The 17,826-nt window shown below is 70.8% G+C and carries 18 protein-coding genes; 13 read left to right on the top strand and 5 right to left on the bottom strand.

What is annotated here, in order from left to right; translation table 11 throughout:
- Positions 1–170 precede the first annotated feature (170 nt).
- The gene (locus tag EV186_RS22685; RefSeq protein ID WP_133851285.1) at positions 171–758 is read right to left on the bottom strand and encodes a hypothetical protein; all 588 of its coding nucleotides are present in this window, start codon (positions 756–758) and stop codon (positions 171–173) included.
- A gap of 315 nt (positions 759–1,073) precedes the next feature.
- Here EV186_RS22685 and EV186_RS22680 point away from each other — a divergent pair, with 315 nt between their 5' ends.
- From EV186_RS22680 to EV186_RS22655, 6 genes are all read left to right on the top strand, one after another.
- Positions 1,074–3,959: a hypothetical protein gene (locus tag EV186_RS22680; protein ID WP_208115725.1), complete on the top strand. Its 2,886-nt coding sequence runs from the start codon at positions 1,074–1,076 to the stop codon at positions 3,957–3,959.
- Positions 3,956–4,981, top strand: a complete 1,026-nt coding sequence (locus tag EV186_RS22675; protein WP_133851284.1) for a saccharopine dehydrogenase — start codon at positions 3,956–3,958, stop codon at positions 4,979–4,981. Before EV186_RS22680 ends, EV186_RS22675 begins: the two co-directional genes overlap by 4 nt.
- 425 nt (positions 4,982–5,406) lie before the next feature.
- Positions 5,407–5,952 (top strand): MauE/DoxX family redox-associated membrane protein, encoded by a 546-nt coding sequence (locus EV186_RS22670; protein WP_133851283.1) that lies wholly within the window; start codon positions 5,407–5,409, stop codon positions 5,950–5,952.
- A 16-nt stretch (positions 5,953–5,968) separates the two neighbouring features.
- Entirely contained in the window at positions 5,969–6,517 is a 549-nt protein-coding gene (locus tag EV186_RS22665; protein ID WP_133851282.1) for a TlpA family protein disulfide reductase, read from the top strand.
- Positions 6,514–8,337 carry an ABC transporter ATP-binding protein gene (locus EV186_RS22660; protein ID WP_133851281.1) on the top strand — a complete coding sequence of 608 codons (1,824 nt, stop codon included), beginning with the start codon at positions 6,514–6,516 and terminating at the stop codon, positions 8,335–8,337. The genes EV186_RS22665 and EV186_RS22660 overlap by 4 nt, the downstream gene beginning before the upstream one ends.
- On the top strand, positions 8,334–8,723 hold the full coding sequence (locus EV186_RS22655; RefSeq protein ID WP_133851280.1) for a S26 family signal peptidase: 390 nt from the start codon (positions 8,334–8,336) through the stop codon (positions 8,721–8,723). The genes EV186_RS22660 and EV186_RS22655 overlap by 4 nt, the downstream gene beginning before the upstream one ends.
- 3 nt (positions 8,724–8,726) lie before the next feature.
- On the opposite strand, the gene EV186_RS22650 is transcribed toward EV186_RS22655, so the two are convergent.
- Complete coding sequence (locus tag EV186_RS22650; RefSeq protein ID WP_133851279.1) at positions 8,727–9,833, bottom strand: transcription termination factor Rho, short form; 1,107 nt, start codon at positions 9,831–9,833, stop codon at positions 8,727–8,729.
- A gap of 341 nt (positions 9,834–10,174) precedes the next feature.
- On the opposite strand from EV186_RS22650, the gene EV186_RS22645 reads away from it, so the two are divergent.
- Entirely contained in the window at positions 10,175–11,002 is an 828-nt protein-coding gene (locus tag EV186_RS22645; RefSeq protein WP_133851278.1) for a hypothetical protein, read from the top strand.
- Positions 11,003–11,022: 20 nt separating this feature from the next.
- The gene (locus EV186_RS22640) at positions 11,023–11,475 is read left to right on the top strand and encodes a globin domain-containing protein (protein WP_133851277.1); all 453 of its coding nucleotides are present in this window, start codon (positions 11,023–11,025) and stop codon (positions 11,473–11,475) included.
- A gap of 51 nt (positions 11,476–11,526) precedes the next feature.
- Here the strand turns inward: EV186_RS22640 and EV186_RS22635 are convergent, their stop codons facing one another.
- Entirely contained in the window at positions 11,527–12,954 is a 1,428-nt protein-coding gene (locus EV186_RS22635; protein ID WP_208115724.1) for an MFS transporter, read from the bottom strand.
- A gap of 97 nt (positions 12,955–13,051) precedes the next feature.
- Here EV186_RS22635 and EV186_RS22630 point away from each other — a divergent pair, with 97 nt between their 5' ends.
- Positions 13,052–13,627, top strand: a complete 576-nt coding sequence (locus EV186_RS22630; protein WP_133851276.1) for a TetR/AcrR family transcriptional regulator — start codon at positions 13,052–13,054, stop codon at positions 13,625–13,627.
- Here the strand turns inward: EV186_RS22630 and cutA are convergent.
- Positions 13,602–13,919 carry a divalent-cation tolerance protein CutA gene (gene cutA, locus EV186_RS22625; RefSeq protein WP_133851275.1) on the bottom strand — a complete coding sequence of 106 codons (318 nt, stop codon included), beginning with the start codon at positions 13,917–13,919 and terminating at the stop codon, positions 13,602–13,604. The genes EV186_RS22630 and cutA overlap by 26 nt on opposite strands.
- Before the next feature lie 60 nt (positions 13,920–13,979).
- Between cutA and EV186_RS22620 the strand changes: the two genes are divergently transcribed.
- The 4 genes from EV186_RS22620 to EV186_RS22605 all read left to right on the top strand — a co-directional run bounded on the left by EV186_RS22620 (position 13,980) and on the right by EV186_RS22605 (position 16,346).
- A complete protein-coding gene (locus tag EV186_RS22620; RefSeq protein ID WP_133851274.1) occupies positions 13,980–14,483 on the top strand; it encodes a winged helix-turn-helix transcriptional regulator in 504 nt (167 codons plus the stop codon).
- Positions 14,484–14,485: 2 nt separating this feature from the next.
- Complete coding sequence (locus tag EV186_RS22615) at positions 14,486–15,001, top strand: SRPBCC family protein (protein ID WP_133851273.1); 516 nt, start codon at positions 14,486–14,488, stop codon at positions 14,999–15,001.
- Positions 15,001–16,026 carry an LLM class flavin-dependent oxidoreductase gene (locus tag EV186_RS22610; RefSeq protein WP_133851272.1) on the top strand — a complete coding sequence of 342 codons (1,026 nt, stop codon included), beginning with the start codon at positions 15,001–15,003 and terminating at the stop codon, positions 16,024–16,026. Before EV186_RS22615 ends, EV186_RS22610 begins: the two co-directional genes overlap by 1 nt.
- Positions 16,027–16,160: 134 nt before the next feature.
- On the top strand, positions 16,161–16,346 hold the full coding sequence (locus EV186_RS22605; RefSeq protein WP_133851271.1) for a hypothetical protein: 186 nt from the start codon (positions 16,161–16,163) through the stop codon (positions 16,344–16,346).
- 333 nt (positions 16,347–16,679) lie between these two features.
- Here EV186_RS22605 and EV186_RS22600 read toward each other — a convergent pair whose 3' ends face one another.
- Complete coding sequence (locus EV186_RS22600) at positions 16,680–17,801, bottom strand: HNH endonuclease signature motif containing protein (RefSeq protein ID WP_166659278.1); 1,122 nt, start codon at positions 17,799–17,801, stop codon at positions 16,680–16,682.
- Positions 17,802–17,826 lie beyond the last annotated feature (25 nt).

Below are 17,826 nucleotides of genomic sequence, written 5' to 3'. Positions count from 1 at the left end.
TCTACGCCATGCTCCGCAACGGCACCCACTACCGCCACCCCGAACCCGTCTCCACCCCCGCCGCGGCTTGACAACCACATAGGGACACCCTTCCGACCGGGTGTGTCCCTCGTTCCGGCTGGGTGTGTCCCCCGTTCCGACCCGGTGTGTCCCACTGAGTCGGGCGCTCGTCAGCTGCCGCGGCGGGCCCGGGTCATGGCGGAGCCGACGTGCTCGCGGATCTCGTTCCACGCCTCGCCGACCTGCGTGCCCTCCGACGCCAGCAGCTGGGCCAACCGGCCCACCACGTGCGGGTGGCCCAGCGGCACGGGACGCCGCGCCCGCATGGTCGGGTCGTCGTAGCGGCTGACGAAGCAGCGGACCTGGACGCCCTGGTCGGCCAGCCGGCGTCGTTGCGGCTCGGTTTCGTCGTCCCACCAGTCGGTGTCCGCGTCCGCGTGGGCCGGGGACGGGTCGAAGACGATCACCGAGCGGACCACGTCGCTGTGCGCCTCGGCCAGGTCCAACGCGGTCAGCGCGGCCGCCCCGGAGGCGACCAGGTGCACCGGCGTCCCGTTGAACTCCGGCGGTTCGTGCCCGGCGGGGAGCCGGTACCAGCCGATGCGCAACCGCGCGGTCAGCGGGCGCCAGGTCCCGGGCAACTCGTCGTGCTTCGCCTCGCCGGCCGGGTCGAGCACCAGGACCGACTCCGGGCCTTCGCCGTGCCACACCACCGCCGGGCCGGCGGCACGGTTCTGGTCGTGGTCGAAGTCACGCATGCGTTTCCTCCTGTTGGGTCTGCGCCACCAGCGTCCCGGTCGCCGGCGCGTGCTCACCGATCGCCGACCGGAGTTCGGGCTCGCGGTCCACGCACGTCACCGCATACCCGGCCCGGGCGCGTGCTCGAACGCGGCACTGCGCACGGCGATGGCGCCCCGGGCGGCCGGCACAGTGGTCATGGACGCAGGGTGCCCAGCACACGCGTCGCTAATCACGGTTGGCCGGGCGCCGGGCGGGGAACGCCCCGGGCAACTGACCGGCGCGGGCCGGTGATCTGCTGGCCGAACGGTCCGGACGATCTCTAATGTGATCACGTGATGCGACGCCCATGGCTGCCCAGTGCCGTGGTGCCCGGTGCCGTGGTGCTCGTCCTGCTGGCCCTCGGCGCCGGGGTTGCCCTGGCGGTCGGGTCCGCACTGGGGTTGAGCTTCCACCCGGCCGCGGTTCCGGTCGAACGCCCGGTGGCCGCGCCCGCTCCGGCCGGTCCGGCCGCGGTCGTCGGCAAGGTCGAGGCGCCGGACGACCCGGTGATCCAAGCCGCGGCCCGGACCGTTCCGGTCAAGCCGGGCGGGCCCACGCTCCAGGTCTCGGTGACGCCGACCCCGGGCGGCTTCCGCCTCACCGGTCACACGCTGCAGGCCGCCACGCCCGCCGACGCGGCCACCGCGCTCTACGCCATCGCCGACCGGGTCCGGTCGGCGGAGCCGTTGACCACGGTCGTGCCGCCGCGGCTCGGGTTGCGGCTCACCGATCTCGGGTCCGTGGGGATCACGCCGGACCCGGCCGCGTTCGCGGCGGGCACCGACTACTCGCTGGCCACCTCGCCGTTGCGCGACGCCATCCGCCCCGGACCGCCCTACCTCGACCCCGCGGCCGTGTCGCGGTTGTCCGGGCAGTTCCGCCAGCTCGTCGACCACGACCTGGCGCAGGGCTACAACGGCGTCGTCGTCTCCGGGTTCCTCGAGTACCTGACCTTCGGCGACGCCGTCTACCCCGCGGGGGACCAGCACCGCGACCGGGCGCGGGCGATGGTCGCGGTGCTCGGGCCGGTCTGGCGCTACGCCCACGACAAGGGCATGAAGGTCTTCTTCGCCGCCGACATGGTCACCGAGACGCCGCCGCTCAAGGCCTACCTCGACCGGAGTGGTCAGTCCGTCGAGGACCCCGGGTTCTGGCGGATCTACCAGGCCGGGCTGGCGGAGTTCTTCCGTGCGCTGCCCTACGCGGACGGGCTGATGATCCGCATCGGCGAGGGCGGCGACGTCTACAAGACCCCCGGGCAGGACATCTCGTCGTCCATCGGCGTCACGACGCCGAAGGCCGTGCGGACGATGCTCACGGCGTTGCTCGACACCGCCGGCCGGGCGGGCAAGGACATCATCTTCCGCAGCTGGACCGTCGGGGTCGGGGCGGTCGGCGACCTGCACACCAATCCCGCGTCCTACGACGAGGTGCTCGGCGGGCTCCACGACCCGCACCTGATCGTGTCCACGAAGTACACGGCGGGCGACTTCTACAGCCACCTGCCGTTGAACGAGACCCTGCTGCGGGGTGATCAGCGGCGGATCGTCGAGTTCCAGGCGCGGCGCGAGTTCGAGGGGTTCGGGTCGTTGCCCAACGACCTCGGCGCGGTGGAACAGCAGGCGCTGCAACGGTTCCTCGCCGCGAACCCGCACATCGAGGGGGTCTGGAACTGGACCCAGGACGGCGGGCCGTTGCGGGCCGGGCCGATGTCGTTGCACCTGCGGGCCGGGTTCTGGCAACTCGCCGACCTCAACACGTACGTGACGGCCCGGCTGGCCGCCGACCCGTCGGGGAACCCCGGCCAGTACACGGCGGACTGGGTGCGGCAGACGTTCAGCACCGACCCGGCGACGGTGCGGGCGCTGACCCAGGTGTTCGCGTTGTCGCGGGAAGCGATCACCAAGGGCCTCTACATCGGACCGTATGCCGACCAGACGGTGAAGGCGCTCGGGTTGTCGCCGCCGCCGATGATGTGGATCTTCGAGTGGGACATCGTGACCGGCGACAGCGCGGCGCTCGACAGCATCTACGCGGTCAGTGCCGGCCACCTCGACGAGGCCATCGCCGAAGGGGATCAGGCGATCGCCGCCGTGGGCCGGATGCGGGCGCTGGTCGACTCGACGCCTGCCGGTTCGTGGCGTGATCCTGTGTTGCGCCAACGGTTCGTGGCCACGCTGGACTACGAGACCAGCCTGTTCGACACGCTCGGCGCCTACCGGACCATGGTGTTGCGCCACGCGCAGTGGCTCTCGACCGGTCAGGCCTACGACGAGTGGAAGGCGGCCGAGGGCCGGTACCAGGCCTTGCGCGCCGACCACGTGCGGCGCTACGCGGGCAACGTCGACCTGCCTGCGTACAACTTCACGGCCGCCGACCTCGGCAGCGCCCGCGCCGATCGCGATCCGGTGATGGCGTGGCTGGCGCGCGGGCTGCTGGCCGCGCTGGTCGTCGGGTTGGTCGCCGGGCACCGGACGACCGTCGTGCGTGCGCTGTGGACCGGGGCGACGCAGCCGTGGCGGCTCGCGCCCGAGCCGGTGACCAGGACCGACCGGGTGCTGGTGATCGCCATCCCGGCGGTTGCCGTGGTGCTCAGCCGGGCGATCTTCACGTGGTTCGCCTCGCCCGCGCACCTGGTCCTGACGTTGGGGTCATGGCTGCTCTACGCCCTCGTGCTGCGGTCGCTGGTCCGCCGCGTCGACGCGTTCGCGCTGTGGGCGGCGCTGGGCGGGGCCGCGTTGCTGCGCACGGTGATCTTGCTGCTTGGACTGGTCGCGCGCGGGCCGGGGAAGCTGTGGTTCGAGTTCTGGACCGACCCGGGCGTGCGGTTGTACTACCTGACGGTGGCCTTCGCGGCGTTCCTGTGGGTGTTCGTCGCCTGCGGGGCCGCGATGCGCGGACGGCAACCCGCCGGGCGGGTCCTGATCGCGGTCGGCGTGCCGGCGGCGGTGTTCGGTGGACTGGTGTCGCTCATCGGGCTGGAGCAGGCGCTGACCTGGTGGAATGATCAGCTGGCCGTGCTGCCCTGGGGGCTTTCGCGGATCCTCGGCCTCACCGTCTACTTGGGAATTCCCGAGTGGTTGCCCGTAGCGGTGGCCGGGTTCGGGCTGGCGCTGATCCTCGCCGGCGGCCTCACCACGTGGACGGGACGGCGTCGTGCTGCGACGCTGGGCGCATGACCGAGATCTGGATCCGCCACGAGACGCGCTCGACCGAGCGGCGGGCGCCCGTCGTGCCCGCGGACGCCGCCACGCTGGTCGAGGCCGGCCTGACCGTCACGGTCGAGGAATCGCCGCAGCGGGCGTTCCCGATCGCCGACTACGCCGCGGCCGGCTGCGCGGTCGCCCCGGCCGGGAGCTGGGTGGACGCTCCCGAAGCGGCGTTCGTCGTGGGGCTCAAGGAGTTGCCGGACGGCCCGCCGTCGTTGGTGCACCGGCACGTGATGTTCGGGCACGCCTTCAAGGGCCAGGTCGGCGGCGCGGAACTGCTCGCGCGGTTCGTCGCCGGTGGCGGTGCGCTGCTCGACCTGGAGTACCTGACCGACGCGGACGGCCGTCGCCTGGCGGCTTTCGGTTACTGGGCCGGGTACATCGGCGCCGCTCTCGCGGTCCTGCAGGCGCGGGGCGTCCTGCCGGTGCCCGTCACGCCGTGGTCGCGGGCCGAGCTGGACGCGATGATCTCGGGTCAGGGCGATGGCTTGCTGGCCTTGGTGACCGGGGCGCTGGGCCGAAGCGGTCGCGGTGCCTGCGATGCCCTGGTGGCCGCGGGCATCGAGCCGACCCGGTGGGACCTTGCCGAGACCCGGGTGCTGGACCACGAGGCATTGCTGGACCACGACATCCTGGTCAACGGCGTCCTGGTCACCAAGCCGACGCCGCCCTTCGTCACCCGTGAGCTGCTGGCCGGGGCGCACCGGCTCTCGGTGATCGCCGACGTGACCGTCGACGTGACCTCGTCGCTGAACGTGCTGCCGATCTACGACGAGGTGACCACGTGGGACGCCCCGGTGCGCGAGGCCGCGGGCGTGGACCTCATCGCCATCGACAACCTGCCGTCGTTGTTGCCGGTCGAGGCCAGCACGACGTTCTCCGCGGAGCTGGCGCCGCAGTTGCTCCGGCTCGACGACGGCGACGCCTGGCAGCGGTGCCTGCGGACCTACCAGGAGGCGATCAGCGCTCGGCCGAACAGCAGTCTCGATTGAGCCGGACGCCAAAATCGTTGTGTACCAATGCTTTTCGAATTGCTATTGATCGTTTTCGGTGATACCGCTGATCGGATGACCACCCTTGACGGGAATAGTCCCCGGCGCCAACATGGCGACGCCGGGGCCCGGCGGTTTGTTTCTTTCTCACTCAGCTCGGGAAGGGACATCGTCATGACCAGAAAACTCAGCCGATTGGCTGACCGGCTGGTCGCCGCCGTCGTGCCGAAGACCTCGGCCGGCGCGTGCGCCTGCAACGACTGCTGGTGCGCGACGAACGGCCGTTGGTGCTGCGCCAACTGCGACTGCTCGAAGACGACCTGCTACGGGACCTGTAGCGGCTGACGCCCGGCTCCTGGGGCGGGCACCAGTGGCGCACGCCGCCGGTGCCCGTCCGGGATGCGTCGCACCGAGGAGCGGATCGCATGCCCTACCTGCAGGTCGGCCTGATGGCGTTGCTCTGGCTGGTGTTCACCGTGTCCGCGGCGAGCAAGACCCGTGGCGCCGCGGCCCAGCGTGCGTTCGCCGAGTCGTTGCGACCGCTACCGGGCTTGCCCGGCCGGTGGGTGGGGCCGGTCGCCGCGATGATCACCGTGGCCGAGGTGCTCGTCGTGGCCGGGCTGACGTGGGCGTTGCCGACCGGTGCCGCAGCGCCCGCGGTGGCCGCCCTCGTGCTCGCCGCGGTGCTGCTGGCCGTGTTCACCGCGGGCATCACGCTCGCGCTGCGCCACCGCACGGCCGCGCGGTGCGCGTGTTTCGGTTCCGCGGAACGGGAATTGGGTCCGGTGCACGTGGTGCGCAACGCCTTCCTGCTCGCCGTCGCCGTGCTCGCGATCCTCATTGGCCCGGGCGCCGAGGTGCACCCGGCGGGCGCGTTGCTCGCCGCGCTCACCGGCGCGGTGGCCGGCTTCATCACCATCCGGCTCGACGTCTTGTTCGACTTGTTCGTGCCCATGCGCAAGCTGGGCTGACCCCCGAGGAGCTGCAATGGCTGTCCTGGTGGCCGCGGTCGTCGTTCTCGCCGTGCTCTTCCTTGTCAACCTCCTCTTCACCTTCGGCGTGATCCGCCGGCTGCGCGAGCACACCGAGATCCTCGACAAGATGGGCACGCCCGGGCCCAGCGCGGTGATGCGCCGGCCGGGCGAGTCCGTCGACGACTTCGTGACCGTCACCGCCGACGGGGAACCGGTGTCCTTCGCCGCGGAGAGCGGGCGGACGCTGGTCGCCGCGTTCTCCACGTCGTGCGCGCCGTGCAAGGCGAAGCTGCCCGGCTTCGTCGACTACGCGGGCAGGCACCCGGGCGGGCGCGAGCGCGTCGTCGCGATGGTGCTCGGTGACGACGACGCGGCCGCCGCCTCGTTCGTCGAGGCGCTCGGCCCGGTGGCGCGGGTGATCCGCGACGTCGAGGAAGGCCCGGCGCCCAAGGCGATCGGCCTGCACGGCTTCCCCGCGTTCGCGGTGGTCGAGCCGGACCGCACGGTCGCGGCCAGCGGCTCCGACCTGGCCGCGTTGCCGCCGATCGCGGCCAAGGTGTGAAGCACGTCGAAGGTGGCGGCGTCGCGAGCTCGCTGCGCGCGGTCAGCGGGATCGGCCCCGCGCTGCGGCTCGCGGTCCGATCCTGCCCGTGGTGGCTGGCCGCGAACACGGCGACGACGCTGGCGAACGCGGCTCTGCCCGTCGCGTCCGTGTGGTTCCTGAAGTCGTTGCTGGACGCGCTCACGTCCGGTCACCTCCACGGGTTCCCGCCCGCGGCCGTGGGGCTCGTGCTCGCGAGCCTCGCCGCCGCGGTCCTGCCCGCCTTGTCGACCTACCTGCACAACGAGGTCGAGCGGGCGATCGGGCGGCGTGCCCAGTCCGACCTGTACCTGGCCACGGCGCGGCTGTCCGGGCTGGCCCGGCTGGAGGACCCGGCGTTCCACGACCGGCTCCAGCTCGCCCAGACCGCCGGCCGGTCGAGCCCGAGCCAGGCCGTGGACGGCATCCTCGGCACGGGGCAGCTCGTGCTGACGTTGACCGGGTTCGTCGCCGTGCTCGTGTCGGTGAACCCGGTGGTCGCCGGGGTCGCGCTCGTCGGCCTGGCGCCCGCGCTGGTCGCGGAGATCGCGTTGAGCCGCAAGCGCGCGGGCATGTTGTGGGCGATCAACCCGCACCAGCGCCGCGAGCAGTTCTACGCGCAGCTGCAGACCAGCATCCCGGCGGCCAAGGAGTTCCGGCTGCTCGGCTTGTCGGAGTTGTTCCGGCAGCGGATGTTGCGCGAGCGCCGGGTCGCGGACGCGCAGCAACGCCGCGTCGACGGGCGGGAGCTCGTCACCCAGCTCGGTCTCGGCCTGCTGTCGATGGTCGTGCTGTGCGGGGCGCTGGTGTGGGCGCTCGGCGCCGCCGTGCGCGGCGAGATCAGCGTCGGCGGCATCTCCGCGTTCGTCGCGGCGATGACCGGGATGCAGAGCACACTCGGTTCGCTGGTGGCGCGGATCTCGTTGGCGTACCACGTGTTGCTGATGTACGACCACTACCGGGCGGTGCTCGCGACCCGCTCCGACCTGCCGGTCGCGCCTGCGCCCGCGCCGATCGGGCCGTTGCGCGAGGGGATCACGCTGCGGGACGTGTGGTTCCGCTACGCGCCGGACCAGGACTGGGTGCTGCGCGGGGTGGACCTGACCATCCCGCACGGCCGGACCGTGGCGCTGGTCGGGCTGAACGGGGCGGGCAAGAGCACGCTGGTGAAGCTGCTGTGCCGGTTGTACGACCCGTCGCGCGGCTCGGTTTCCTGGGACGGCAAGGACTTGCGGGACGTGTCGGTCGACGAGCTGCGGGCCCGGATCGGGGTGCTGTTCCAGGACTACATGAGCTACGAGCTGAGCGCCGCGGAGAACATCGGGCTCGGCGACGTGGCGTCGATGTCGGACCGCCCGCGCATCCACGCCGCGGCCACGCGGGCCGGGATCGCACCGGTGGTCGAGGAGTTGCCGCACGGCTACGACACGATGCTGTCGAAGTCGTTCAAGGACGACGAGTCCGCGGGTGCGTTGCTCTCCGGCGGGCAGTGGCAGCGGCTCGCGCTCGCCCGCACCTACCTGCGTGACCGGCGCGACCTGCTCATCCTCGACGAGCCGAGCTCCGGGCTGGACGCGCAGGCGGAGGCCGAGATCCAAAGTGGACTGCGACGGCACCGGGCCGGGGCGACCAGCGTGCTGATCTCGCACCGGCTGGGCACCGTCCGGGAGGCGGACGTGATCGTGGTGCTGCGGGACGGCCGGATCGCCGAGCAGGGCGACCACGCCGAACTGCTGGCCGCGGACGGCGAGTACGCGCGGCTGTTCCGGTTGCAGGCCGCCGGGTACGAGGCCGCGCGGTGAGGTGGCTGCCGCTGGCGCTGTTGGCGGGTGCCGTGTTGGCCGTGCGCCGCCGGTTCGTGGCGGTGCGGGTGGTCGGCGACAGCATGGCACCGGGCTTGCGGTCGGGGCAGGTGGTGTTGGTGCGCAAGGTTTCCCTGGACGCGGTGCGGCGCGACCAGGTGGTGGTGTTCGCGCCGCCACCCGGGCTGCCCGCGTTCGAGGGGGATCCGCCTTGGCTGGTGAAACGAGTGGCCGCGTTGCCCGGCGAGACGTTCGGCGCGGCTGTGGTGCCGCCGGGGCGGTTCGCCGTGCTGGGCGACAACACCGAGCGCAGCTACGACTCGCGCAAGGCCGGGTTGTTCGACGCCGACGCACTGCTGGGGGTCATGGTTCGCGTGTTGCGGTGAGGCTCAGGCCGCCATGGGGGTCGCGCGCGCGAACTGGGCCAGGAAATCGGCGTTGCTCCTGGTCTTGCGCAGACCTTCGAGCAGCATGTCGATGGCTTGCGGGCCTTCGCGGCCGTTCAGGTTGCGGCGCAGGGCCCGCACCACCGCTTGCTCGTCGCGGCTGAGCAGGAGTTCTTCCTTGCGCGTCCCCGATTGCGCGATGTCGATCGCCGGGTACACGCGCTTGCCCGCGATCTTGCGGTCCAGGCGCAGCTCCGCGTTGCTGGTGCCCTTGTACTCCTCGAAGATCAGCGTGTCGCCGACCGAGCCGGTCTCGACCAGCGCGGTCGCGAAGATGGTCAGTGAGCCGCCGCCCTCGATGTTGCGTGCGGCGCCGAGGAAGCGCTTGGGCGGGGTCAGCGCACCGGAGTCGATGCCACCGGTGAGGATGCGACCCGACGTGGGTGCGGCCAGGTTGTAGGCACGGCCGAGGCGGGTCAGCGAGTCGAGCAGCACGACCACGTCGTTTCCCTGCTCCACCAAGCGTTTCGCGCGTTCGATGGCCAGTTCGGCCAACGCGATGTGATCGCGTGGATCGGTGTCGAAGGTCGCGGCGATCACCTCGGCGGGCACGGCGCGGGACAGGTCGGTGACCTCTTCCGGGCGCTCGCCCACCAGCACCAGCATCAGGTGGCACTCCGGGTGGTTGACCGCGATGCCGTGGGCGATCGAGCGCAGGATCGTCGTCTTGCCCGCCTTGGGCGGGGCGACGATCAGGGCCCGCTGCCCCTTGCCGACCGGCATGACCAGGTCGGTCACGCGGGCGGTCAGGTCGTGCGCGCCGGTTTCCAGGCGCAGACGCTCGGTCGGGTAGAGCGGGGTCAGGTCGGTGAAGTTCGGCCGGCGGCCCGGCTCGCGGCCGTTGACCGCCTCGACCGTGCGCAGTTCGCGGTCGGCGGTGCCGGTGACGGCGTCGCCACGACGCAAACCGTTGTCGCGCACCAGTTTCATGGACACGGCCAGGTCGTTCTCGCTCGGCAGGTAGCCTTCGGTGCGCAAGCGGGCCTTGTTGTTCTGGATGTCGAGGATCCCGGCGACGTGCGTGCCGCCGTCCTCTGTGTACTGGGTCATTGTGTTGTTCCTTCAGGTATGGGGGAATGCGGCGACGATGTGTCGCTGATGTGGGAAAGAAGTCCCGATGGGGGCTGAGCGCCGGCATCCACACGGGTTCAGACGCCGTCAGCGTAGGGCACGCCGCGGCAGTGTGCAAGTACCGTCAGTGGCGATCGGCGTCGGCCACGATTCTCGACCCCGCGGTCATCGAGCCGCGGGGGAGTGGCGCCGGATCAGCCGGGTTCACCCTCGACCGATTTGTTCAACGCCGCACGCCCGGGCATTGTTCCCAGCGCGAACGTGAAATCCCTTCATTCGGGGGGTGGGCCAGGCCGGTGCGGAGTTGCTAGAACCGAAGGATGCGCAGGTCACTGGCGGTTCTCGCGGTCATGGTGGCGGTCGTGGCGATCCCGGTCCCGGCCGGGGCGGTCACCGGGTGGACGGAGGTCGGCTCCGACTACGCGCGCCCGCTGGACGAGAGCCAGGGCCTCGCCACGGTGACCCACGGTGGCAGCACGGAGTACCGCTACACCGGCATCGCCACCGTGCCGGCCGACCTGTCGGCGCAAGGGTGGAACCACGTCGGCGACCCCGGAGCCGCGCAGGGCTGGTACGTCGAGCCCTACCAGCGCGACGACCGCGGCGGGAAGCTCTTCCGGGTCCAGGCACCGGACGGCACGTGGGCGAACTACACGCACGCGCTGGAATCGTGGGAAGCCAACAACAACAGCTTCGCCGCGGTCTCGCCGGACGCGCGGTGGCTGGTCGGCGGCGAGTACGGGACCATGGACCGCCTGCTGGTCTACCCGATGCCCGGGGTCGCCGCGACCGACCCCGCGCAGAACCTGCCGTACGCGTCGGCGATCCGCCTCGACCACCAGGTGCGGGACGTCCAGGGCTGCGACTTCGTCGGTGCCACGCAACTGCTCTGCTCCTCCGACGACCCCGACGGCAGCCTGTTCGGCACCACGAAACCGTTGCTGCAAGTGGAGCTCAGCGCCCCGGTCGGCGGTTCCGACGTCACCGGGCACGTCACGTCGCTGGGTCAGCTGCCGCTGCGCAGCGGCTGCGGGGGCGAGTTCGAAGTGGAGGGTCTCGACTACGCCGACGCGACGCTGCGCGTGGTGGTCATGTCGCCCAGCATCTGCGTCGCCTTCGACAGCAAGACCTATCGCTTCCAGCGGTGACGCGGCCGTACGCTGGGCCCGTGCGCCCGACGTTGTACGAGTTCGCCGGCGGTGAGCCCGCGTTCCTGGCCCTCGCCGCGGCCCACCATGCCCGCTGCCTCGCCGATCCCGAGCTGAACCACCCGTTCTCCCACCCCGGCCAGCACCCGCAGCACGTCGAACGCCTCGCCGCGTACTGGGCCGAGGTGCTGGGCGGCCCGCCGCTCTACTCGCGTGAGCGCCACGGCGACCAGACGGGCCTGATCGCCATGCACTCGGGCAACGGGGAGATGACCGATCTCGCCCGCCGGTTCGTCGAGTGCTTCGTGCTCGCCGCCGACGACGCCGGCCTGCCCACCGACCCCGAGTTCCGGGCCGCCCTGCGCGCCTACATGGAGTGGGCCGTGGTCGAGTTCACCGCCTACCCGGACCACGACACGCGGCCGCCGGACGGGTTGGCGGTGCCGCACTGGTCCTGGGACGGTCTTCGCTGAGTTCCGCGCATGCGAAAGGCCCCGCTTCGCGCGGGGCCTTTCGCGTTGTGGCTACTGGGGAACCTCGACGTGGCGGCGGCCCGGCAGCAGCAGGGCGAGCACCGCGCCGACCCCGACCACGGCCGCGCCGACCCACACGGCGGGGATCAGGCCGTCCACATAGGACTGCGGGCTCACGTAGCTGCCGTGCGCGGCGAACACCGACGAGAGCACCGCGACGCCCATGGCCACGCCGATCTCGCGGACCGTGTTGTTGGTGCCGGACGCGACGCCGGTGGACTCCGGGCGCACGCTGCCCAGCACGGTCGCCGACGTCGGCGTCAAGGCCAGGCCCATGCCCGCCCCGGCCAGCAGGAACGGCACCACGAAGTCGCCGTAGGCCGTGTCGGCGCCGGCACGCAGGGCGATCCAACCCAACGCGATGGCCAGCGAACCCTGCCCGAGGGAGATCAGCGTGCGGGCTCCGACCCGGCCGACGAGCAGCCCGGCGAGCGGCGCGAACACCATCGGCGCCATCGTCCACGGCATCGTGCGCAGTCCCGCCTGCAGCGGGTTGAGCCCCTGCACCACCTGGAAGAACTGCGCGAGCAGGAACACCGAGCCGAACGCGCCGAGCGAGAACGTGAACGACGCGACGTTGACCAGGCTGAAGCTGCGCGATCGGAACAGGCCCATCGGCAGCATCGGCGAACTCGTCCGCCGCTCCCACAGCACGAACGCGACCAGCAGCACCACCCCGGCGAGCAGCGAGCCGAGCACCTCCGCCGAGGTCCAGCCGTCGTCGGCGCCGTGCACGATGCCCCACACGGCGGCGAGCACGCCGCCCGAGGACAGCACCAGGCCCAGTGGGTCGAACCGGGATGCGCTGCCCCGCGACTCGCCCAGGGCCCAGGCCGCGAGCGGGATCGCGACGATGCCGACGGGCACGTTCAGCCAGAAGATCCAGTGCCAGTCCAGGCCCTCGGCGACCGCGCCGCCGACGACCGGCCCGGCCGCGACGCCGAGCCCGCTGATGCCACCCCAGATGCCGATCGCCGCGTTGCGCAGCCGGGCGGGGACCGCGTCGGCGAGCAGGGTCAGCGACAGCGGCATCACCATCGCGCCGCCGAGGCCCTGGAACGCCCGCGCGGTGATGAGCTGCCACGGCTCGGTGGCGAGCCCGCACACGAGCGAGGCGATGGTGAACAGGCCGATGCCCGCGAGGAACGTGCGCCGGCGGCCGATGCGGTCGCCGATGGCCGAGGCGGTGAGCAGCAGCGAGGCGAACGCCAGCGTGTAGGCGTTGACGACCCACTGCAGGTCCGACAGCGACGCCTGCATGTCGCTCTTGATCACCGGCAAGGCGTTGGTCACCACGAGGTTGTCCAGCGTGACCATGAACATCGGGATGCCGACCGCGGCGAGCACGGCGGCGAACGGGCGGGGGCGAGCGGCGCGCCGTGGCGGGGCGACCGGAGTGGCCTGGACCGCGGTAGTCATCTCGTAGCTCCTTGTTGTTATCCACTGATAACTTGCGTTGGACGGAATGTAGTTATGGACTGATAACATGTCAACCCATCGGCTTCAGGAGGCACGGATGACCAGGTCGAAGACCCGGATGTCGGCGGACGAGCGGATGGACCAGCTCATCACCGCCGCCGTCACGGCGTTCGCGCAGTCGGGCTACGCGGGCACCACCACCGACCAGGTCGCGCGGCTCGCGGGCGTGACGCAGCCCTACGTGATCCGGCTGTTCGGGACCAAGGAGAAGCTCTTCCTGGCCGCGCTGGGGCGGGTGTGCGACGCCATCGAGCAGGTGTTCCGCGACGCCGGCGCGCGCCAGCCGGACCTCGCCTCGCTCGGTCAGAGCTACGAGTCGCTGCTGGCCGACCGCGACCTGCTGCTGGTGTTCCTGCACGGGTTGGCCGCGGCCTCCGAGCCGGCTGTCGGCACCGTGGTGCGCGATCGGTTCGACCGGATCTGCAAGCTCGTGCGCGAGCTGACCGGCGCGTCGCCGGTGGAGGTCCGGGAGTTCATGGCGTCCGGGATGTTGCTGACCGTGCTGACCGCGATGCGGGTGATCGGGCCGGACCCGGAGACGCCGGGGTGCGCGCTGGCCGAGCTGATGAGCACCTTCGACATGGGTGCTAAGGACGACGAGTCTCCGCAGTGATCCAGTCCAGGTAGTCCGCACTGCCCGCAGCCAGCTCGGTGGCCACGAGCTGCGGGAGGTCGTAGCTGTGCCGCTGCTTGACGAACGCCATGAGTTCGTCGAGCCGGTCCCGCGTCGTCTTCACCACCAGCCGCCACTCCGCTTCCCGGGTCACCTCGCCGTCCCACCGGTAGACGCTGGTGATCGGCATGATGTGCGCGCACGCGCCCAGCCGCGCGGTCACGATCGCCTCAGCCAGTTTGCCGGCCGCCGACGCCGACTCCACGGTCGTCACAAGTTGGTAGTGCTCCATGCGGTTCAACTTAGTGCTGCCATCTTGACCGGCTGAGTTGCGTAGATAGACTCGCCAAGCATGAGACGGACGTCCTTCGCGCGCTGGCCGTGCTCCATCGCGCGGACCATGGACCTGCTCGGTGACTGGTGGACGCCACTGGTGTTGCGGGAGGCGTTCTACGGGATCCGGCGCTTCGACGAGTTCCAGCAGGCGCTGGGCATCGCACGCAACACGTTGACCGACCGGCTGCGTCGGCTGGTCGACGAGGGCCTGCTCGAGAAACGGCTCTACCAGGCCGAACCGCGGCGCTACGACTACCTGCTCACCGAGAAGGGGCGCGAGTTCTTCGGCGTGCTCGCCGCGATGACCGCGTGGGGCGACCGCTGGCTCGCCGACCCCGCCGGGCCGCCGATCACGTTCCACCACAAGGCATGCGGCCACGACACGCACGCTTCTGTCGTGTGTGGACACTGTGGTTCGCCGCTGCGGGCCGAGGACACGGCCTGGCAGATGGGGCCCGGGTTCCCCGAGAAGCTCAAGCAACGACCGGACGTGCAACGCCGGTTTGCGACGAGGAGTTGACCATGGAATGGACCGGAGCGTGTTACGCCGACCAGCCCACCGTCGAGGTCACGACGTGGGTCGACGCGCCGCCCGACCGGGTGTGGCCGCTGGTGTCCGACCCGACCGCCATGCCCGGCTTCAGCACCGAGTTGCAGGCGGTCGAGTGGCTCGACGGGGCGCGGGAACCCGTTGTGGGGGCGCGGTTCCGCGGCCGCAACCACCACGAGATGCTCGGTGAGTGGGAGACCACCTCGCACATCGTGGAATGCGAGCGGCCCGCCGTCTTCGCGTGGGCGGTGCAAGGCTTCAGCGACTCCGACGAGTTCATGGCGACCTGGCGGTTCCGGCTGACTCCCAAGGACGGCGGGACCGAGGTGTCCCAGTGGGTCCGGATGGGACCGGGACGCTCGGGGCTTTCCCTTGCCATCGAACGGATGCCGGAGAAGGAACAGAAGATCGTGTTCGTGCGCATGCGCGAGTTCGAGAAGAACATGACCACGACGCTCGCCGCCGTCAAAGAGCGCGCGGAGGCGTGATGCGCACGGCGACCACCGTCGAGGCCGCCACGGATTCGGCCGATTTCGTCGTCGAGGCGGAGAAGCTGGGCCTCGACGTGTGCTTCGTCGCCGAGGCCTGGGGTTCGGACGCGCCGTCCGCGCTGGGCTTCTTCGCCGCACGCACCTCGCGCATGCAACTCGGCTCCGGTGTGATCCAGGTCGGCACCCGCACGCCGGTCGCCGTGGCGCAGACCGCGATCACCCTGGCCAACCTGTCGGATGGCCGGTTCGTGCTGGGTCTCGGCGCGTCCGGGCCGCAGGTGATCGAGGGCCTGCACGGCGTGCCGTTCGCGCACCCGCTGGGGCGGCTGCGCGAGACCGTGTCGATCGTGCGCGCCGCCATGACGGGGGAGAAGATCGCCTTCGCCGGGTCGCACTTCCAGATCCCGCGGCCCGGCTCAGTTCCCATGCGGTTGTCGACGCGCACCGAGCACCCGATCCCGATCTACCTGGCGGCGTTGTCACCGGCCACGCTCCGCCTGACCGGGGCGATCGCCGACGGCTGGCTGGGGACGAGCTTCGTGCCCGAAGGCGCCGGGTCGGCGTACTTCGCGCACCTCGACGCGGGCCTGGCCTCGGCGGGTCGCCGCCGCGCGGACCTGGACATCTGCCAGGGCGCCGAGGTGGCCTTCGCACCCGACGAGGACGCGTTGCGCGAGATGGTCGCCGGGCGCAAGAAGGAACTGGCGTTCAGCCTCGGCGGCATGGGTTCGGCGTCGACGAACTTCTACAACCAGGCGTACAGCCGGCAGGGCTGGGCCGACGTGGCAGCGGAGGTCCGGGCGCGCTGGGTCGCCGGCGACCGCTCCGGTGCGACGTCGTTGATCACCGACGAGATGGTGCTCGCGACGACGTTGATCGGCACCGGGGAGATGGTCCGCAAACGTTTGCTGGTGTGGCAGGCGGCCGGGGTGGACACGGTTCGGTTGTATCCGGCTGGGTCCAGCCTCGATGAGCGGCTGGCGACTCTGGGGCGGGCGATTGAGCTGGTGCGTGCGTTGTAGCGGTGGGTTGCTCTCGATATGAGGGTTGCTTGTCGTTGGGGTGAGCGTTCCGGGGTGGTGCTCTCGGGGTGAGGGTTGCTTGTCGTGGGTGGTGGGTGGGAATGGGTGACTGACGTTGGTTGAGTCCTCCGGGGATGGCTGCTCTCGGGTGGGTGGGGCTGCCGCGGGTGTTCGCCGCCGGTGGCTGGGTTGGCCTCGGGGCGGTGGCGGCGAACACCCTTGCCACCGGTGGCCGGTGGTTGCGTGGCGTGGGTGGCCGGGTTGAGGGGTTGCGTTGCGAGGGCAGCCTGCGGTTCGCCGGTGGTCCCGGCGGTGGCTGAGTTGCGGGCATGCGGTCGTCGGGGGCGATGCTGGGCGGTGGCTGGGTTTTCGTAGGTGGTTGCTCTTGGGGTGAGGGTTGCTTGTCGTGGGTGGTGGCTGGGAATGGGTGACTGACGTTGGTTGAGTGTTCGTTCCCGGTTGCTCTCGAGTGGGTGTTGCTGCCGCGGGTGTTCGCCGCCGGTGGTTGGGTTGGCCTCGGGGCGGGGAGCGGCGAACACCCTTGCCAACGGTGCCGGTGGTCGCGCTGCTTGGGTGGCCCGGTTGAGGGGTTGCGCTGCGAGGGCAGCCTGCAGCGGGCGCGGTGGTGCCGGCGGTGGCTGAGTTACAGGAATTTACGCGGAGCGTTGCAACCAGGGCGGTGGCGTGAATACCGGCAGTCCGTTATCCATGTGCACCGTCCATTCGGTGTGATGGATCAACCGATGGTGATACGGGCACACCAATACCAGATTATCGAGCGTTGTTGGTCCGCCGTCTGCCCAATGTTTGATGTGGTGGGCGTGACATTGGTGCGGGGTTCGCGCACAACCGGGCGCGGCGCAGCCCCCGTCGCGGATGGCGAGGGCCCTGCGCAACCGTTTATCAGCCAGCCGGCGGGTTTCGCCGATATCTAGTGGCTGGGATTTGCTGTCGAGGACGATGGGGATGATTTTCGCTTCGCAGGCGACCCGGCGGGCCTGCTCTGGGGTCAGCGTGCGGGCATCGTCGAGGATGGCGCGGCCGATGCGGGTCTGCAGAGTCTCCAGGGAGACCGTGACCGCGATGTGCGGGCGTTCGCCACCCTCGGCCGGGGCCTGGCCGGAGTCGGCGGCGAAGCCGATGATCTCCGCCAACGCGTCACCCTGACGCTCGCTCAGCGTCCGGTCATCGCCGGTCTGTGGCTTGGCCAGCGGGGACAGCAGCGCGCGGAGCACGCTCGCGTCCTCCCCGCCGAGCCGGAACCGACCGGACAGCGATCCGTCGCGGTTTTCGCACAGGTCCAACGTGTTCCGGCCATCAACCACGGTGGGGTCGAGGGGCTTGGAACCGTCGGGGTTCAGGGCGTCGACGATGCGCTTGCCGAGGTGGATGAGCTGGGTGGGGTTGAACTTCCGGGCCAGGTCGGTCATGTCCGCTTCGACCTGTTCGGCGTGCTCGACGGGAACGAGCTGGACCGTGTTGGCGATCTTGTCGACGTGCGCGCCGGAGATTTCCCCCGCCGCCATCGCCTCCCGCGCCGCGGGCAGCCGCGGCGGGATCGGTTGACCGGTGATCCCGATCTTCGGGCACAACAGCTCGACGTGGCGTTCGAGGCGTTTGGCTTCAGGGGCGGTGACGTGCAGGACGTCCTGCAGGAACCGCCACAACTGCGGGTACCCGGACTCTTTCCAGTCGAGCTGGGAAATGTCGTCGAGCAGCTTCAACTCCAGTTGCCGCATCTGCGCGACAGTCGAGTAAAGCTCCCCCAGCTCCATACCCCTGATCATACCACAACAATCG

This window comes from Labedaea rhizosphaerae, assembly GCF_004362825.1.
Lineage (GTDB): Bacteria > Actinomycetota > Actinomycetes > Mycobacteriales > Pseudonocardiaceae > Labedaea > Labedaea rhizosphaerae.
The sequence above is the reverse complement of the archived record's forward strand: the minus strand, read 5'-3'. Positions and strand labels throughout refer to the sequence as shown.

Bases quoted from the DNA above. Each gene is read 5' to 3' on its own strand.
- EV186_RS22645 (WP_133851278.1), top strand. From the start codon at position 10,175: ATGCGCAGGTCACTGGCGGTTCTCGCGGTCATGGTGGCGGTCGTGGCG.
- EV186_RS22650 (WP_133851279.1), bottom strand. From the start codon at position 9,833: ATGACCCAGTACACAGAGGACGGCGGCACGCACGTCGCCGGGATCCTC.
- cutA (WP_133851275.1), bottom strand. From the start codon at position 13,919: ATGGAGCACTACCAACTTGTGACGACCGTGGAGTCGGCGTCGGCGGCC.
- EV186_RS22610 (WP_133851272.1), top strand. From the start codon at position 15,001: ATGCGCACGGCGACCACCGTCGAGGCCGCCACGGATTCGGCCGATTTC.
- EV186_RS22675 (WP_133851284.1), top strand. From the start codon at position 3,956: ATGACCGAGATCTGGATCCGCCACGAGACGCGCTCGACCGAGCGGCGG.
- EV186_RS22635 (WP_208115724.1), bottom strand. From the start codon at position 12,954: ATGACTACCGCGGTCCAGGCCACTCCGGTCGCCCCGCCACGGCGCGCC.
- EV186_RS22630 (WP_133851276.1), top strand. From the start codon at position 13,052: ATGACCAGGTCGAAGACCCGGATGTCGGCGGACGAGCGGATGGACCAG.
- EV186_RS22685 (WP_133851285.1), bottom strand. From the start codon at position 758: ATGCGTGACTTCGACCACGACCAGAACCGTGCCGCCGGCCCGGCGGTG.
- EV186_RS22605 (WP_133851271.1), top strand. From the start codon at position 16,161: ATGGCTGCTCTCGGGTGGGTGGGGCTGCCGCGGGTGTTCGCCGCCGGT.
- EV186_RS22620 (WP_133851274.1), top strand. From the start codon at position 13,980: ATGAGACGGACGTCCTTCGCGCGCTGGCCGTGCTCCATCGCGCGGACC.
- EV186_RS22600 (WP_166659278.1), bottom strand. From the start codon at position 17,801: ATGGAGCTGGGGGAGCTTTACTCGACTGTCGCGCAGATGCGGCAACTG.
- EV186_RS22615 (WP_133851273.1), top strand. From the start codon at position 14,486: ATGGAATGGACCGGAGCGTGTTACGCCGACCAGCCCACCGTCGAGGTC.
- EV186_RS22670 (WP_133851283.1), top strand. From the start codon at position 5,407: ATGCCCTACCTGCAGGTCGGCCTGATGGCGTTGCTCTGGCTGGTGTTC.
- EV186_RS22665 (WP_133851282.1), top strand. From the start codon at position 5,969: ATGGCTGTCCTGGTGGCCGCGGTCGTCGTTCTCGCCGTGCTCTTCCTT.